A 16,059-nucleotide genomic window follows, 5' to 3' on the forward strand; every position below is an offset into this window, starting at 1 on the left:
GGAACAAGCCCGCCGCAGGCGCCCCCGCCCCGCTCCACCTCGCGGACAGAAACCGTCCTCAACCCCTGCCACACTCGACCCCATGCTGGAGACCTCCGCAAGACTCCTCCGCCTGCTCTCACTCCTCCAGGCCCACCGCGACTGGTCCGGCGCCGATCTCGCCGACCGGCTCGGCGTCACGCCGCGCACCGTGCGGCGCGACGTCGACCGGCTGCGCGAGCTCGGCTATCCGGTGAACGCCAGCCCCGGCACCGGCGGCGGCTATCAGCTCGGCGCGGGGGCCGAGTTGCCGCCGCTGCTGCTCGACGACGAGGAGGCGGTGGCCGTCGCGGTCGGCCTGCGTACCGCCGCCGGCCAGGGCATCGAGGGCATCGGCGAGACCTCCGTACGCGCCCTGGCCAAGCTGGAGCAGGTGCTGCCGAGCCGGCTGCGCCGACGCGTGGGCGCGCTCAACGCGTTCACCGTGCCGATGATGCGGGCCCCGCAGGCGCAGGTCGACCCTTCCGTCCTCACCGAGCTGGCCAACGCCTGCCGCGACAGCGAGCGGCTGCGCTTCGAGTACCGCGACCACGGCGGCTCCGCCACCCGCCGCAGCGTCGAGCCGCACCGTCTGGTGTGCACCGAGCGCCGCTGGTATCTGGTCGCCTGGGACCTGGACCGCGGTGACTGGCGTACGTTCCGTGCTGACCGGATCACCCCGAAGCCGCCGCACGGCCCGCGCTTCGCCCCGCGCACCCCGCCGGCCGAGGATCTGGCCGCGTATGTCTCGAAGGGCGTTTCCACGCACGCCTACGCCGCCCAGGCGGTCATCCGGCTGCACACCTCCGCCGAACTGGCCGCCCAGGTCGTCGGACCGTCCGACGGCGCGCTGGAGGCGGTCGACGAGAAGACCTGTCTGCTGCGCACCGGGGCCGCGAGCCTGGACGTGCTGGTGATCCATGTGATGCTCATGGGCGTCGACTTCGAGGTGGTCGAGCCCGAAGAGCTGACCGAGCATATCAGGACGGTCCGGGACCGCCTGTCCCGGGCCCTCGACTGAGCCGGCCCGCCTCTGCCACATCGTGCTCGATGGCCGCGAACTCCGGGTGGTGCAGATCGAAGGCGGGCGACTCGGTGCGGATGCGGGGGATGGTGATGAAGTTGTGCCGGGGCGGCGGACAGGAGGTCGCCCACTCCAGCGAGCGGCCGAAGCCCCACGGGTCGTCCATCTCGATCTTCTTGCCGTACTTGGTGGTCTTCCAGACGTTGTAGAGGAACGGCAGCGTCGAGAGGCCGAGCAGGAACGAGCCGATGGTCGAGATGGTGTTGAGGACCGTGAAGCCGTCGGCGGCCAGATAGTCGGCGTACCGCCGGGGCATGCCCTCGGCGCCCAGCCAGTGCATCACGAGGAAGGTGGTGTGGAAGCCGACGAACAGGGTCCAGAAATGGATCTTGCCGAGCCGTTCGTCGAGCATCTTGCCGGTGAACTTGGGCCACCAGAAGTGGAAGCCGGCGAAGGTCGCGAAGGCGACGGTGCCGAAGACCACGTAGTGGAAGTGCGCCACGACGAAGTACGAGTCCGTGACCTGGAAGTCCATCGGCGGCGAGGCCAGGATGACGCCGGTGAGACCGCCGAAGAGGAACGTCACCAGGAAGCCGACCGCCCACAGCATCGGCGTCTCGAAGGACAGCGAGCCCTTGAGCATCGTGCCCGTCCAGTTGAAGAACTTCACCCCGGTCGGGATCGCGATCAGGAAGGACAGCAGTGAGAAGAACGGAAGCAGCACCGCTCCGGTGACGAACATGTGGTGCGCCCACACCACCACCGAGAGCCCGGTGATCGTCATGGTCGCGCCGATCAGGGTGATGTAACCGAAGATCGGCTTGCGCGAGAAGACCGGGATGATCTCCGAGATGATGCCGAAGAACGGCAGCGCGATGATGTAGACCTCGGGATGGCCGAAGAACCAGAACAGGTGCTGCCACAGCAGCGCCCCGCCGTTCTCCGCGTCGAAGACCACCGATCCGAAGCGCCGGTCCGCCTCGAGTACCAGCAGCGCCGCGGCCAGTACGGGGAAGGCCATCAGCACCAGGATCGTGGTGAAGAGGATGTTCCAGGTGAAGATCGGCATCCGGAACATCGTCATGCCGGGCGCGCGCATCCCGACGATGGTGGCCAGGAAGTTCACCGAGGTCAGGATCGTGCCGAAGCCGGAGAGAGCAAGGCCCATGATCCACAGGTCGGCGCCGATGCCGGGGGACCGCTCCAGGCCGTTGAGCGGCGCGTAGGCGGTCCAGCCGAAGGCCGGGGGACCGCTGGGCACCAGCAGGGAGCCGACCACCATCAGCCCGCCGAAGAGGAACAGCCAGTACGAGAACATGTTCAGCCGCGGGAAGGCGACGTCGGGCGCGCCGATCTGCAGCGGCACGATCTCGTTGGCGAACCCCGCGAAGGTTGGGGTCGCGAAGAGCAGCAGCATGATCGTGCCGTGCAGCGTGAAGGCCTGGTTGAACTCCTGGTTGCTCATCAGCTGCAGCCCGGGACGGGCCAGCTCGGCGCGCATCATCATGGCCAGCAGGCCGGCGATGAGGAAGAAGACGAACGAGGTGATCAGGTACAGGTGCCCGATCTTCTTGTGGTCGGTGGTGGTCAGCCAGTCCACCACCACCCGGCCCGGATGCCGTTCCCGCGCCGGTTCGGCCTTTGCCTCGGCGGTCTGCGTACCCATCCCTGCCCCCTCGCTGTCCGCGGCTCGGGCTTCGTCTCGTCGGTATCGGGCTGGGGCCATGATGCTCGCCGAGATGTCCACTCCAACAGGGTGTGTCCCCGGCGGGATGTGTCCACTGCGGCGAGACCGTTCGAACGTGAGGGTGGATTGTGTAAGGAACCGGTGAATTCTCCACGGTCCGTCAATTCACCCTCCGGCGCCGGCCTCGGGCAATTCCAGAGCGGAATTTAGCATGATCGGCAAGGCATGTGGAATTACCACGCGGGTGGCGTTGAACTGCTCGTTCGAGTGACGGAGTTTGAGCTGAACGCGTGTCGGGATCCTGTGACAGAAGCGTGACCGGTGGCGTACACGAGGCTGCTGCAGCTCGCCTTGTCCCGGCTTCCGTCACCGTCCGCTCCCGCCTACGGTGGGTGTCATGGCACCGATACCGACCCCTCCCGCACAGCCCGACGACGCCCCCTCGTCGTATGTCGGCCTCGAAGCCGAGAGCGCCGGGCAGTTGGCCCGCGAGCGCGGCTGGACCACCGTCAGAGCGCTGCCACCGGGCGCGATCATCACCATGGAGTATCTGGCGGGACGGCTCAATTTCGAGGTGGAGGGCGGCACGGTCATCCGCTGCTGGCCGGGCTGACAAGGATCGCGAGACGGACGACTGCATGCGAAGAAGGCCCCGACCGTCATGGTCGGGGCCTTCGCCGTACGCAGCTGAGCGGCCGGGCTTCAGCCGCCCGTGACGGGGCGTGACGTGGGCGGGCGGCGGCTGCCCGAGGGCGTGACCGGCGTCCGCTCGGAACGCACCGTGTGCGGTCTCTGACGGTCGAGTTGGGTGGCCGTGCGTGCGGTGGGGCGGCCGCCGACGGCGGCCACCGGCTCGCGGGCCGGCTCCTGCTCTCCCGAGGGCCCGCGCTGCGGGAATATCCCCGGCCCCAGGCCGCCGACGGCGACCGGCAGGGAGGGAGCGAGCCGGCGGCGCGCACGCCACTGCTCGCGCAACGAGAGGATCCAGGCCTCCGCCGTGCCGATCAGGGTCTCGCACCAGGGCAGTGCGAGCAGGATCAGCAGCCCGGCCGCCCAGCCGAGCAGCACATCGCTCAGCCAGTGCGTACCGAGGTACACGGTGGTCAGGCCGACGCCCAGGGAGACCACTGCCGAGAGTGCCGACAGATAGCGCCGAGCCCGCGGAGTGGTGGCCAGATACGCCAGGATTCCCCAGGTCACGACCGCGTTCGCGGTGTGCCCGGAGGGAAATATATCGCCGCCGGCGAAGAGCTCGGCGGAACCGATCTCCGTCGCGTAGTGGGGGCCGAGGCGGCCGAGACCGATCTTGACGGCGCCCACCGTCGCGTTGAGCAGGAGCAGGGCGGCGCCGAGCGCGAGGAGGGGGCGCAGCGTGTGCTGACGCCAGGAGCGCCAGCCCAGCCAGGCCGCGACCATCACGGCTGTGGGTCCGCGCTGGCCGAGCACCACGAAGTAGTCGAGAAAGGCGTGGAGTTCCGGCCACTGCTGGTAGGGCCGGAAGAGCATGACCTTCCAGTCGATGATCACCAGCCAGGTCGGGGCGAGCACCGCCACGACGATGGCGAGATAGAACGCCAACGTCCCGCCGAAGAGCGTGAGACGCGTGCGGCTCATCCGCGGGATCTCTATCTTCGGCGGTTCCGGCTCTCGGTCCAGGCGGGCAAAGATGTCGGTACGCACCCAATCGACGTTACAGCGAGTGAGTGTGCGACTAGGCCGAACCAGCGGCTTTGTGATGACGATGTGATGTGGACTATCTCTCAGTTCGGGATTTATTCCGGGCCAATTCGGAAATCCCGCAGGCTGCCCGTCATATTGCTCTGGAGCGGGTCACGCCGGGGTCTTTCGGCGCCGCGAATAACAGTTCACCGCCGCCCCGTGCGGAATTTTCCCCCCGTTCGGACCACCCAAGATTCAGTTCCGTGCCGGGCGTGGCGTGGCGCACGCCACACGTCTGTGTCCACAGAGGTGAGAGCTTGACCATGCAACGGGCGCCCGAACTCGCGTACTCTGACGGCTCACTCGCCCGTCGATGCCGGACCGCCCTGTGGGACAGCAGCACCGTCCCCGGCTGGCCCGCCGAGCGCGAGGGACTCATTGGGAGGTACGTACATGTCCGGGACGACCACGGCCGGAGCACGACTGCGTGCCGCCGGCGGCGGTGCCAACCGCTGGGTCGTTCTTGTCGTCCTCTGTATCAGCCTGCTGCTGGTCGCGCTCGACGCGACCGTGCTGCATGTCGCAGTCCCCGCCGTCACGGAGGATCTGCGTCCCACCGGGGTCGAGCTCCTGTGGATCGTGGACGCGTATCCCCTCATCTGCGCCTCGCTTCTGATCCTTTTCGGCACGCTCGGTGACCGCTTCGGTCGTCGCCGTGTGCTGTTGATCGGTTACGGAATCTTCGGCCTCGCATCGGCGGTCGCCGCACTCGCGACCACCCCGGAAGTACTGATCGGTGCGCGGGCCCTGCTCGGCGTCGGCGGCGCGATGATCATGCCCGCGACGCTCTCGATCCTCCGCGCGGTCTTCCCCGACCGGCGCGAGCGCGCCATGGCGATCGGCATATGGACCGCCGTCGCCGCGGTCGGCGCCGCCACCGGCCCGGTCCTCGGCGGCTTTCTGGTCGAGAACTTCTGGTGGGGCTCGGTCTTCCTGATCAACATCCCGCTGATGGCGCTGATACTGCCCGTCGGGCGCTGGCTGCTGCCCGAATCCCGCGGTGGCGTCGACGGGCCCTGGGACGTGCTCGGTGCGCTGATGGCCGCGGGCGGCGTGCTCGGCGCGGTCCTCGGCGTCAAGCGCCTGGGCGCCGGTGACAGCGTCCTCGATGTCAAGGCCGTGGGGCCGCTGCTGCTGGGCGGTGTGCTGCTCGCCCTGTTCGTACGCCGCCAGAAGCGCCGCGAACACCCGCTGATCGACATGCGGATGTTCGCCAGGGCCACGTTCTCGACCTCGGTCGGCTGCATCATCCTCGCGATGCTCGCGCTGGTCGGCCTGGAGCTGATCGCCGTCCAGTACCTCCAGCTGGTGCTCGGACTCAGCCCGCTGGAGACCGGCCTGCGGCTGCTGCCGCTCACCTTCGCCGCGATGGCCGCGGGCGCCACCGGCTCCCACACCCTGCACCGCGTCGGCCCGCGCCGGATGGTCGCCTGGGGCTTCGTCCTGACCGCGGCGGCCGTCCTGCTGCTCACCCTGATGGGACAGCACGACCGGCCCTGGCTGCTGACCACCGGATTCGTCCTGCTCGGCTTCGGACTGCAGACGACGCTCTTCGGCGCGTACGAGTCGATGCTCAGCGAGGCCCCGCCGGACCAGGCGGGCGGGGCCGCCGCGATAGGCGAGACCTCCTACCAGCTCGGCGCCGGGATGGGCATCGCCCTGCTCGGCAGCGTCATGAACGCCGCGTACGCGCCCGCGCTCACCTCACTGAGCGGCGTCCCCGGCTCGGTGGGCGCGGCCGCGTCGAATTCCCTGGGCGAGGCCTATCAGGTGGCCGACCGCCTCGGCGGGTCGAGCGGCGAGATGCTGCGCTCCACGGCCCGCCACTCCTTCGTCAACGGTCTCCATGTCACGCTGCTGGTCAGCGCTGGTCTGCTGCTGCTCGGCGCGCTCGCCGCGCTGCGGCTGCCGAGGGTCATGGAGTGCGCGGCCGCGGCCGAGAAGTGCCCGGCGCCGAGGCGCCCGGAGGTCTCGCTTCCGGCGAGCCGTGAGCCCGCCGAAGCGACCGGGTCTGGACGCGCGGCACACTGAGTCGTAACGTCGGGCGGAGCCCGTAACTAACACTGCTAGTTTTCGTGTTCCGCTGTGTGAGCGCCGTCGGAGGCCATGTCATGTCCGCACCCTCGAAGCCCGCGCCCTTCGACCCGAGCGACCCTCTCGGCATCGACGATCTGCTCGACCCCGAGGAACTGGCGATCCGCGACACCGTCCGCAGCTGGGCCGCTGACCGGGTCCTGCCGTACATCGCCGACTGGTACGAGCGCGGCGAGCTCCCCGGCATCCGCGAACTCGCCCGCGAACTCGGCTCGATCGGCGCCCTCGGCATGTCGCTCAAGGGCTACGGCTGCGCGGGCGCCACCGCCGTCCAGTACGGCCTCGCCTGTCTTGAGCTGGAGGCCGCCGACTCCGGCATCCGTTCGCTGGTCTCAGTCCAGGGCTCGCTGGCCATGTACGCGATCCACCGCTTCGGCTCCGAGGAGCAGAAGCAGCGCTGGCTGCCCGGCATGGCGGCGGGCGAGATCATCGGCTGCTTCGGCCTCACCGAGCCCGACCACGGCTCCGACCCGGCCGGGATGCGCACCTTCGCCAAACGGGACGGCTCCGACTGGGTGCTGACCGGCCGCAAGATGTGGATCACCAATGGTTCGGTGGCCGGCGTCGCCGTGGTGTGGGCGCAGACCGACGAGGGCATTCGTGGCTTCGCCGTACCGACGGACACCCCCGGCTTCTCCGCACCCGAGATCAAGCACAAGTGGTCGCTGCGCGCGAGCGTCACCAGCGAACTGGTCATGGACGAGGTGCGGCTGCCCGCCGACGCCGTACTGCCGGACGTCACCGGCCTCAAGGGGCCGTTGAGCTGCCTCACGCACGCCCGCTACGGAATCGTCTGGGGCTCGATGGGGGCCGCCCGGTCCAGTTTCGAGTCGGCCCTGGAGTACTCGAAGACGCGCGAGCAGTTCGGCAGGCCGATCGGCGGCTTCCAGCTCACCCAGGCCAAACTCGCGGACATGGCCGTCGAACTGCACAAGGGCATCCTGCTCGCCCACCATCTGGGCCGCCGCATGGACGCCGGCAAGCTCCGGCCCGAGCAGGTCAGTTTCGGGAAGCTCAACAATGTGCGCGAGGCGATCGAGATCTGCCGCACCGCGCGCACCATCCTCGGTGCGAACGGAATTTCGCTGGAGTACCCCGTGATGCGGCATGCGACGAACCTCGAATCGGTGCTCACCTACGAGGGCACCGTCGAGATGCATCAGCTGGTGCTGGGCAAGGCGCTCACCGGCCTCGACGCTTTCCGGTGACCGGGAAGCGGCCGGAGAGACCCTTGCTCAGCTCTGGTTGAAGAAACCGTCCTGCCCACGACCCGCGGCTTCCCCGCTGACCACCTGGGTGTCCGCGGGGCTCAGCAGGAAGACCCGGGTCGCGACGCGGTCGATGGAGCCACGCAGCCCGAAGGTCAGCCCGGCGGCGAAGTCCACGACGCGCTTGGCGTCGGAGGGCTCCATGGCCGTGAGGTTCACGATGACCGGGACGCCGTCGCGGAACAGCTCACCGATACCGCGGGCGTCCCGGAAGCTGGAGGGCGACACCGTGGCGATCCGCCGGCCCTCTTCCTGGGCGGCCTCGGAGGCAACGCGCACCCGCGGGTCGGTGACCCACGCTTCACTCGACTCCGCACCCTCGGCGTACTCGTCGTCGTAGTAACGCTCGTCGCTGTCCTCGACGAGTCCCAGCCAGGCGCTCGCCTTGCGCACAGATCCCATGGACGCCTCCTTTCACTGCGGTCCGCTCACTGCGGTCTTCTTCCGTTCCGCGTCCCTATCGTCGTCCATAATGCGGATCGCGCGCCAAGTAGATAGTCGCCGCGCAGGGGATTCGTGACGGTACTGGTGCAGAACATGTGGCGATTCGTCAAGATTCCTGCTGCGTACGGGGCGTGGCGAGCCCAAAATATGAAAGTCGGGCCAGACGGGTGATCGTGGGGCGTACGGGTGAACGGATTGCTCGATACGATGCGCACCGCACTGTCGAACGATCTCGGGGGACCGTCGTGTTCGGAATCGTCAGGCCATGCACACACCGGCTCAGCGAGGGGCTGAAGACCGAGTGGATGGCCCATCTCTGCGGGCTCTGCCTGGCACTTCGCGCCGACCACGGCCAGTTCGCCCGGGTCGTGACCAACTACGACGGCCTGATCGTCTCGGTTCTGACGGAGGCTCAGACCGAGCGGACCCCCGCCTCCCGGCGCACCGCGGGCCCCTGCCCGCTGCGGGCCATGCGCACCGCGCCCGTCGCCCTGGGCGAGGGAGCACGGCTGGCGGCCACCGTCTCGCTGGTGCTGGCGTCGGCGAAGATACGCGACCACGTCGTCGACCGGGACGGGGTGTTGGCCCGCAGGCCCGTGGCCGCCACCGCCCGCAAGATCGCCGCGGGCTGGGACCGTGCGGGCGCCCGCACCGGCGCGGAGCTCGGCTTCGACACGGCGGTGCTGCTCGACGCGGTCGACCGCCAGAGCGGCATCGAGGCGCTGGCCGGTCCCGGTACCCCGCTGCTCACGGTCACCGAGCCGACCGAGACGGCGACCGCGGCCGCCTTCGCGCACACCGCCGTACTGGCCGGGCGGCCGGAGAACATCGCGCCGCTGGCCGAGGCCGGAAAGCTCTTCGGGCGGCTCGCGCATCTGCTGGATGCCGTGGAGGACAGGGAAGCTGACGCGACGTCGGGTGCGTGGAACCCGCTCACGGCGACCGGCACCTCGCTCGCCGAGGCACGCAGGCTCGCCGACGACGCGGTGCACGGGGTGCGCCTCGCGCTGCGCGACGCGCGATTCGTGGACGACGCACTGGTGCATGTGCTGCTCGCCCATGAGCTGCGGACCTCGGTGAACCGTGCCTTCGGCACCACGACCTGCTCGCACCAGGGGTACGGGCCGGCGCAGGACCCGCAGAATCCCCACCAGGGCGGCGGCTACGGGCCGCACGGCCAGGGACCGTACGGCTCGAACAACCCCTACGGCGGGGGCAACCCGGGAGCGCCGGGCGGCCCAGGCGGCCCCGGCGGGCTCCCTCCGCAGTTCGGCAGTGAACCGCCCAAGCCCAAACGGCGCGGCTTCTGGGCGGGCTGCGCGGTCTTCACCGGGCTGTTCTGCACCTGCCAGATCTGCTGCGCCAAGGAGTACGAGGGCCCCTGGTCCCGCAAGAAGCGCGAGGGCTGCTGCCGGGACTGCGACTGCGACTGCGGTGGCTGTGACTGCTGCTGCCCCTGCGACGGCTGCTGACCGGGCGGCGGAAGGGCGAATTCCGGCCGTCCCCGCGTGTGGCGTGAGGACAGCGACGAGGTAGCGCCGACCGCCGCCCACGAGGACGGTCCCGCCGCCGACAGCAAGCCGCTCACCGGCCGAATCCGTCTCGGCGCAAGCCGACGTAAACCGTCAAGGCCATCGGTGCGACCTCGTACGACGGTGAACGGAACCTTCTCGGCGGCTGACCCGTCTTACAGGCGGACACGTACGGCACAGCCCCGGCAGCCATCGAGCTGCCGGGGCCGTACGTCGTGCGTGAGCGAGCGGCCGAAAGACGCCCTTGCGCGGGATGTTGGCGCACCCAATACTCCCGAGCAGCGCTTGTCAGGAGCACGTCGTGTCCGGAAGCCGAACACGTCCCCCGTGCTTCATGACTGCGCCTCACGGGCCCCGAACCCCACAACGGGCCCCCGATTCCCCTCTGGAGGAACGACAAGTGAGGATCAAGCGCACCACCCCACGCAGTGGCATGGCGAGACGTTTGCGTCTGCTCGCCGTCACTACTGGCCTGATCACCGCCGCCGCGCTGGCCGTCCCCGCCGCCAACGCCACCCAGGCACAGACCTTCAGCGTCAACCAGCTCAGCGCCGCGAGCGACGCCGTACTCGACGCGGATGTGGCAGGCACCGCCTGGCTCATCGACAAGACGACCAACACCCTGGTCGTCACGGCCGACAGCACCGTCTCCCAGGCCGGGATCGCCAAGATCAAGAAGGAAGCCGGGGCGAATGCCGGTGCGATACGCATCGAGCGCACCGCCGGCAAGTTCTCCAAGCTCATCTCGGGCGGCGACGCGATCTACGCCACCAGCTGGCGCTGTTCCCTGGGCTTCAACGTCCGCAGCAGCAGCGGCACCTACTACTTCCTGACCGCCGGTCACTGCACCGACGGCAACCCGCCCTGGTACACCAACTCCTCGCGCACCACGAGCATCGGCCCCACGGCCGGATCCAGCTTCCCGGGCAACGACTACGGCATCGTGAGGTACTCCAACACCTCGCTCTCCCACCCGGGCATGGTCGGCAGCCAGGACATCACCAGCGCCGCCAACGCGACCGTCGGCATGTCCGTCTGCCGCCGCGGCTCGACCACCGGCATCCACTGCGGCTCCGTCACCGGGCTGAACGCCACCGTCAACTACGGCGGCGGTGACATCGTCTACGGCATGATCCGCACCAACGTCTGCGCCGAACCGGGCGACAGCGGCGGCTCGCTCTACTCCGGCAGCCGGGCCATCGGCCTGACGTCCGGCGGCAGCGGCAACTGCTCCTCCGGCGGCACGACGTTCTTCCAGCCGGTGACCGAAGCGCTCAGCGCCTATGGGGTCAGCGTCTACTGACGCACCACTTGTGCAGTCGGCAGCAGTCGAGCCCTCGTCCGTATAACAGGACGGGGGCTCGACGTCGCGCCCCCATTTGAGAGGATGTGAGGGCGGTCGGGCGTGGAGGGACGGGGGTTGCGGTCAGTGAAACGCATCGGAGTGACCGGCCACAGGGGAATCCCTCCCGAGGCGTACGGCCATATCCGCGCCGGAATGCGTGCCGTCCTGTGCGGCCATCAGGGTTCGATGGAAGCCCTCTCCAGCCTTGCTGCGGGCGCCGACCAGCTGTTCGCCGACGTGGCGCTGGACTGCGGGGCCGAGCTGACCGTGGTGATTCCCAGCGGGGACTACGAGGACGGCTTCACCGTCCCCGGGGAGCTGGCCCGCTTCCAGCACCTTCGAGGCCTTGCCAGCCGGGAGATCCAGCTGGCCTTTCCCTACTCCACCGACGAGGCCTATTACGCGGCGGGCGCCTATATCGCCGACAACTGCGACCGGCTCCTGGCGGTCTGGGACGGCCACCCCGCCCGCGGCCTCGGCGGCACGGGCGACATCGTCCGTTACGCACGAGACCGGGGCAAGCCCGTCACGGTCATCTGGCGCGACGGTCTGGAGCGCCTGTGACTGAAGTGGCCCTCAACTGCGGTGTCTGACCAGCCAGTCCGTGTGCTGCGGGGACACAATGCGCTCGGTCTCGTAGACCGCGGACGGCCACTCCACCTCACTCACTGACGTCTCCATCGCCGTGTGCATCGTCGCCAGATCCTGTTCGACCAACGAGTGTGCGGCGATGAGTGGTTGATGGCGACGGATCTCGCTCCACGCCAGACACGCGGCCGCCGCTGCCGACAACAGGCCCGCCAGATCGACCGATTCGGCGAGCGAGAAGGTCCTCAGCAGGGCGAGGAAGAGCGCGAGCATCGTGAGCAGTCCGATGGACGCGGACCACAGAAGGGTGGCGCGGCGGGATATCTCCGTGCGCCGGTGGTACCAATTGCGCTGTTCAATCAGGCGGTCCCTCACATAGGTCTCCTTGCGCACACTGAATGACTTGGCCCTCAATTGCCGCATCGGTGTCGTGATCAGCTCCCCGGCGGCCACCTTGGGCACGCTGGTGCGGGGGTCCTCCCAGCCGACCTTGGTCAGCTCCCGCAGTCCTTCCTCCAGCCTCACGGTGAACAAAGCGTCGGCGTCGGTGGAGTGCGAGTCGAACGGCGCTCCATGGACGGAGTACCGCCAGCAGAGAGACTTGATGAACTCCGCTGCGGAGCGGTTGAGTTGCCAATGCGACTTTGCTCTACGGCTCGACGAGCGATAGCTGAAGATCAACACCCCGGCGTATGCCAACGCGCTGAGGGCGCCGGGGAGTTGGAAACTGGAGCCCAGCTTGAGCGACGACGGCAGCGCGGCCAGAGCGGCACCCGCCACCAGCAACAGCAGCTGGTAGCGCGTGGCGCCCACGGCCTCACGCTGGCGCGCGATCGCGATGGAGTCCGTGTGGTGGTAGAGAACCGGCAGATCAGTGTTACGGAAGACCATGCTTTGCAGTGGGCCGGTAAAACCGGTCATGTGCACCCCCGTCTGCAGTTTTGTCTTCACCCTTTAGGCGGAATGGCTTGTTCCGTGCCGTCCTGCGAGAATGCGCCGCAACTCTTTTGTTGCGTATCCACGTGCTGAGTTGCTGCGAGTGGCCATGAGAGTAAAGTCGTGCCGCCGGCATCGCAACGGTGCATGGTATCTGTGCTGGACACAACATCAAGGACGGCCTCCATGACGTTTCAAACCTCTGCCTCCTTCGCCGCTGCGAAGAAGAACCGCGTTCCACTGGCACAGATCGATGTGCGTGGCACCGATGCCGCGAGCAAGCTGGCCCGGGTCCTCCCGGCCGCCACCGACCGCTCTCTGCGTGCTTCCACCTTCAACTCGGCGCTCTAGACTGGCGGAATGACAGGACCCCTGGTCCCATTCCGCGAGATCGTTTTGAAGGTCCACAGCAGATGTGATCTTGCATGTGACCATTGCTATATCTACGAACACGCTGATCAGAGCTGGCGTACCCGCCCGAAGGCAATCTCTGACGAAGCGATTTCCTGGACAGCTCTGCGACTGGCCGAGCATGCCAAGAGCCATGCCCTGCCCTCCGTGTCAGTGATCCTGCACGGAGGGGAGCCTCTTCTGGCGGGGCCCGCACGACTGCGACGCGTCTGTGAGGAGCTCACGAGAGCACTCGACCCGGTCGCCGGACTCGACCTTCGCATCCATACGAACGGCTTACAACTGAGCCGCTCGTACCTCGACCTCTTCAGCGAGTTTAACGTCAGGGTCGGGATCTCCCTCGACGGCGACAAGGCCGCGAACGACCGCCATCGCCGCTTCGCCGACGGCCGCACCAGCCACCCTCTGGTCCTCAGAGCCGTCGACCTGCTCAGGCAGGACCGCTACCGCCATCTCTACCTCGGCCTTCTCTGCACGATCGACGTGGCCAACGACCCGATCGCCGTGTACGACGCGCTCACCGAGCTGGAACCCCCGCGGATCGACTTCCTCCTGCCGCACAGCACCTGGGACGACCCGCCCGCCCGCCCCGACGGCTCACCCACCGCCTACGCCGACTGGATCCTGGCGATCTTCGACCGCTGGAACCAGCAGGGCAGGAACGTGCCGGTACGGCTCTTCGAGTCCGTACTCTCCACCCTCAGCGGCGGCCCCAGCCTCACCGAGTCCCTCGGCCTTGCCCCCACCGACCTCGTCGTCGTGGAAACCGACGGCACCCTGGAGCAGGTCGACTCGCTCAAGAGCGCCTACGAAGGCGCGGCAGCGACCGGATTCGACGTCTTCACGCACCCCTTCGACGCTGTCGCGGCCCATCCCGGTGTGAGGGCGCGTCAACTGGGGCTCGCGGGAGTCAGCGCGACCTGCCGGCAGTGTCCCGTCGTACGGTCCTGCGGCGGCGGGCTCTACACCCACCGCTACAGCTCCCGCAACGACTTCGACAACACCTCCGTGTACTGCACCGACCTCGAAGCACTGATCCGGGGCATCGAGCAGCGCACGGCCGCATCGACGGTCTCCCTCGCGGTCACGGATCCCGGCGTACTCATGGCCGAGCACCAGGACCTGACGCGCATGCTGCTCGCCGACCTCCATGCGGAACTCGACGGGCGCGGCGGCGAAACCTGGGACGAGGCCTGGGAGCTGGCCTCCGCTCTGGAAGGGCGCTCCGACGCGCTCGACGCCGTCTACGGCCATCCCTACACCTACACCTGGCTGCAGGCCTGCCTGGCCGCCCTGCGTGACGGGCTGCCCGAGGCGCCCGCCCTCGCTCTCCGGCTGCCCGCGTACCTCGCCGCCGCAGCGGTACGGGGCGGGCTCGACGTCCCCGTCCGGGTGCCGTACGAGGGCGGCAGGCTCCGGCTTCCCACGCTCGGCGAACTGCGGCTGACGAGCCCGGCCCGGCGGGGCGAGGCCGAGGTGCGGCCCGCCGACAACGGGCTCCTGGTACGCGTGGAGGGGCGCGAGCCGCGCCACGTACACACCATCGAGGAGAGCGCCGACTGGCGGCCCGTCCGCACACTCGCCGCCGAAGGCCAGCCCGCGCTGCGGCTCGACGACCTCGACCCGTACCGCGACTGCTTCGGCGTCCCGGTACGGGAGCGCCTCAGCTCGCGGGAGGCTGCCCTGTGGGGCGCACGGCTGGCCGAGGCATGGGCCCTGCTGCGGCGGGCCGCACCGGAGCAGGCGACCGACGCCGCGGACTGTCTGACCACCCTGACCCCGCTGGCCGCGGGCGAGCCGACGGCGCGCCTGCACGGCTTCGGGGCACTCGGTATCGCCCTGCCCGCCACGCCCGGAGAGCTCGCGCCCGCGCTGCTGCGCGGATTTCGGCGGGCCCGGCTGCACGCGCTGCTCGACGTCACGGATCTGTACGCGCAGGACGGCTCGTGGCGCCACCCCGCGCCCTGGCAGGACGAACCGGTCGTGGTGTCCGAGCTGCTGGCGGGGGCGTACGAGCGTGTGGGGCTCGCGCCCTTCGAGCCGGACCTGGCCGAGGAGGCCAAGCGCGCGCTGGAGACCCTGGGACGGGCGGCGGAGCTGACCGTCGGTGGGCAGCGCCTGCTGGACGAACTCTGGAAAGAGGCCGGCCGTGGGTGAGGGCGGGCCAAGAAGCGCACTGGCGCCGTCCCTGCGAGGACTGACGCGGTCCTTACGGGGGCTGGGCGTACAGGACGGCATGACGCTGCTCGTCCATGCCTCCCTGCGCGCCACCGGACTTCAGGCGGAAAGCCTCCGTGACGCGCTCCTCGAGGTGCTGGGCGAGGACGGCACGCTCGTCGTGCCCGCCTTCACCGCAAGCAACTCCGACACCTCGCCCTCGTACCGGGCCCGCGTGCGCGGCATGACACCCGAGCAGTCGGCGGCCTTCCGGGCGGAAATGCCGGCCTTCGACGCCGCGACGACGCCCAGTCAGGGCATGGGCCGGTTGGCCGAGTCCGTGCGGACCGCCGAGGGGGCCGTGCGCAGCGCCCATCCGCAGACCTCCTTCGCCGCGGTGGGACGGCGGGCCGCCGAATTGCTCGCCGTGCATCCGCTGACCTCGCATCTCGGCGAGGACTCGCCGCTCGGAGCCCTGTACCGGGCGCGGGCCCAGGTGTTGATGATCAATGTGGATTTCGATGTCTGCACCGCATTCCATCTCGCCGAATACAAGACCCGTGCTCCTGCCCGGACCTACCGTTGTGTGGTGCAGCGACATGGTGGGGGTAACGAATGGACTGAGTACGAAGACATCGAACTTGACGACAGCGATTTCGGCGCGATCGGCGCTGCCTTCGCCTGGGGTATGGAGCAGAAGGGACAACTGGGGGGAAGACCGGCAAGGTTCTTCTCGATCAAGGAAGCGGTCGACCATGCGGAGCGCTGGATGACCGAAAAGCGGTGTTGATTGACTGAACGTCGGGGGGATGGAGTGTGTCGGGCTCCGGAATGAT

Annotated in this window: 14 protein-coding genes; 10 read left to right on the forward strand and 4 right to left on the reverse strand. The window is 68.8% G+C overall.

Annotation, left to right across the window (positions count from 1 at the left end):
* Positions 1 to 82 precede the first annotated feature (82 nt).
* Entirely contained in the window at positions 83 to 1,039 is a 957-nt protein-coding gene (locus OG905_RS31990; RefSeq protein WP_328679565.1) for a helix-turn-helix transcriptional regulator, read from the forward strand.
* Here OG905_RS31990 and ctaD read toward each other — a convergent pair.
* Positions 999 to 2,708 (reverse strand): aa3-type cytochrome oxidase subunit I, encoded by a 1,710-nt coding sequence (gene ctaD / locus OG905_RS31995; protein ID WP_328679567.1) that lies wholly within the window; start codon positions 2,706 to 2,708, stop codon positions 999 to 1,001. The genes OG905_RS31990 and ctaD overlap by 41 nt on opposite strands.
* 418 nt (positions 2,709 to 3,126) lie before the next feature.
* Here ctaD and OG905_RS32000 point away from each other — a divergent pair, with 418 nt between their 5' ends.
* Positions 3,127 to 3,342 (forward strand): I78 family peptidase inhibitor, encoded by a 216-nt coding sequence (locus tag OG905_RS32000; RefSeq protein ID WP_328679568.1) that lies wholly within the window; start codon positions 3,127 to 3,129, stop codon positions 3,340 to 3,342.
* Positions 3,343 to 3,431: 89 nt separating this feature from the next.
* Here the strand turns inward: OG905_RS32000 and OG905_RS32005 are convergent, their stop codons facing one another.
* Positions 3,432 to 4,409 (reverse strand): phosphatase PAP2 family protein, encoded by a 978-nt coding sequence (locus OG905_RS32005; protein ID WP_328679570.1) that lies wholly within the window; start codon positions 4,407 to 4,409, stop codon positions 3,432 to 3,434.
* Positions 4,410 to 4,841: 432 nt separating this feature from the next.
* On the opposite strand from OG905_RS32005, the gene OG905_RS32010 reads away from it, so the two are divergent.
* Together OG905_RS32010 and OG905_RS32015 are read left to right on the forward strand one after the other, a co-directional pair.
* Positions 4,842 to 6,479: an MFS transporter gene (locus OG905_RS32010; protein ID WP_328679572.1), complete on the forward strand. Its 1,638-nt coding sequence runs from the start codon at positions 4,842 to 4,844 to the stop codon at positions 6,477 to 6,479.
* 80 nt (positions 6,480 to 6,559) lie between these two features.
* Entirely contained in the window at positions 6,560 to 7,750 is a 1,191-nt protein-coding gene (locus OG905_RS32015; protein WP_328679574.1) for an acyl-CoA dehydrogenase family protein, read from the forward strand.
* 27 nt (positions 7,751 to 7,777) lie between these two features.
* On the opposite strand, the gene OG905_RS32020 is transcribed toward OG905_RS32015, so the two are convergent.
* The gene (locus tag OG905_RS32020; protein ID WP_328679575.1) at positions 7,778 to 8,212 is read right to left on the reverse strand and encodes a cell division protein SepF; all 435 of its coding nucleotides are present in this window, start codon (positions 8,210 to 8,212) and stop codon (positions 7,778 to 7,780) included.
* Between the two features lie 287 nt (positions 8,213 to 8,499).
* Here OG905_RS32020 and OG905_RS32025 point away from each other — a divergent pair, with 287 nt between their 5' ends.
* The 3 genes from OG905_RS32025 (at position 8,500) to OG905_RS32035 (ending at position 11,695) form a co-directional block, all read left to right on the forward strand.
* Positions 8,500 to 9,726, forward strand: coding sequence for a DUF5685 family protein (locus OG905_RS32025; protein ID WP_328679577.1), 1,227 nt, complete (start codon positions 8,500 to 8,502; stop codon positions 9,724 to 9,726).
* A gap of 460 nt (positions 9,727 to 10,186) precedes the next feature.
* The gene (locus OG905_RS32030; protein ID WP_328679579.1) at positions 10,187 to 11,089 is read left to right on the forward strand and encodes a S1 family peptidase; all 903 of its coding nucleotides are present in this window, start codon (positions 10,187 to 10,189) and stop codon (positions 11,087 to 11,089) included.
* A 126-nt stretch (positions 11,090 to 11,215) separates the two neighbouring features.
* Complete coding sequence (locus OG905_RS32035; RefSeq protein WP_324987446.1) at positions 11,216 to 11,695, forward strand: hypothetical protein; 480 nt, start codon at positions 11,216 to 11,218, stop codon at positions 11,693 to 11,695.
* A 12-nt stretch (positions 11,696 to 11,707) separates the two neighbouring features.
* On the opposite strand, the gene OG905_RS32040 is transcribed toward OG905_RS32035, so the two are convergent.
* Positions 11,708 to 12,610 (reverse strand): DUF4231 domain-containing protein, encoded by a 903-nt coding sequence (locus OG905_RS32040; RefSeq protein WP_328679582.1) that lies wholly within the window; start codon positions 12,608 to 12,610, stop codon positions 11,708 to 11,710.
* 231 nt (positions 12,611 to 12,841) lie between these two features.
* On the opposite strand from OG905_RS32040, the gene fxsA reads away from it, so the two are divergent.
* The 3 genes from fxsA to OG905_RS32055 all read left to right on the forward strand — a co-directional run bounded on the left by fxsA (position 12,842) and on the right by OG905_RS32055 (position 16,013).
* Entirely contained in the window at positions 12,842 to 13,006 is a 165-nt protein-coding gene (gene fxsA, locus OG905_RS32045; protein WP_266478029.1) for an FxSxx-COOH cyclophane-containing RiPP peptide, read from the forward strand.
* Between the two features lie 9 nt (positions 13,007 to 13,015).
* Positions 13,016 to 15,223 (forward strand): radical SAM/SPASM protein FxsBH, inactivated beta-hydroxylase extension form, encoded by a 2,208-nt coding sequence (fxsBH, locus tag OG905_RS32050; protein ID WP_328679585.1) that lies wholly within the window; start codon positions 13,016 to 13,018, stop codon positions 15,221 to 15,223.
* A 79-nt stretch (positions 15,224 to 15,302) separates the two neighbouring features.
* Positions 15,303 to 16,013: an aminoglycoside N(3)-acetyltransferase gene (locus OG905_RS32055; protein ID WP_328679588.1), complete on the forward strand. Its 711-nt coding sequence runs from the start codon at positions 15,303 to 15,305 to the stop codon at positions 16,011 to 16,013.
* Positions 16,014 to 16,059 lie beyond the last annotated feature (46 nt).

The organism is Streptomyces sp. NBC_00322 (assembly GCF_036147535.1).
Classification (GTDB): domain Bacteria; phylum Actinomycetota; class Actinomycetes; order Streptomycetales; family Streptomycetaceae; genus Streptomyces.

Coding starts and splice junctions, on each gene's coding strand:
- ctaD (WP_328679567.1), bottom strand. CDS start 2,708: ATGGGTACGCAGACCGCCGAGGCAAAGGCCGAACCGGCGCGGGAACGG.
- OG905_RS31990 (WP_328679565.1), top strand. CDS start 83: ATGCTGGAGACCTCCGCAAGACTCCTCCGCCTGCTCTCACTCCTCCAG.
- OG905_RS32040 (WP_328679582.1), bottom strand. CDS start 12,610: ATGGTCTTCCGTAACACTGATCTGCCGGTTCTCTACCACCACACGGAC.
- OG905_RS32000 (WP_328679568.1), top strand. CDS start 3,127: ATGGCACCGATACCGACCCCTCCCGCACAGCCCGACGACGCCCCCTCG.
- OG905_RS32010 (WP_328679572.1), top strand. CDS start 4,842: ATGTCCGGGACGACCACGGCCGGAGCACGACTGCGTGCCGCCGGCGGC.
- OG905_RS32015 (WP_328679574.1), top strand. CDS start 6,560: ATGTCCGCACCCTCGAAGCCCGCGCCCTTCGACCCGAGCGACCCTCTC.
- fxsBH (WP_328679585.1), top strand. CDS start 13,016: ATGACAGGACCCCTGGTCCCATTCCGCGAGATCGTTTTGAAGGTCCAC.
- OG905_RS32055 (WP_328679588.1), top strand. CDS start 15,303: ATGACGCTGCTCGTCCATGCCTCCCTGCGCGCCACCGGACTTCAGGCG.
- fxsA (WP_266478029.1), top strand. CDS start 12,842: ATGACGTTTCAAACCTCTGCCTCCTTCGCCGCTGCGAAGAAGAACCGC.
- OG905_RS32020 (WP_328679575.1), bottom strand. CDS start 8,212: ATGGGATCTGTGCGCAAGGCGAGCGCCTGGCTGGGACTCGTCGAGGAC.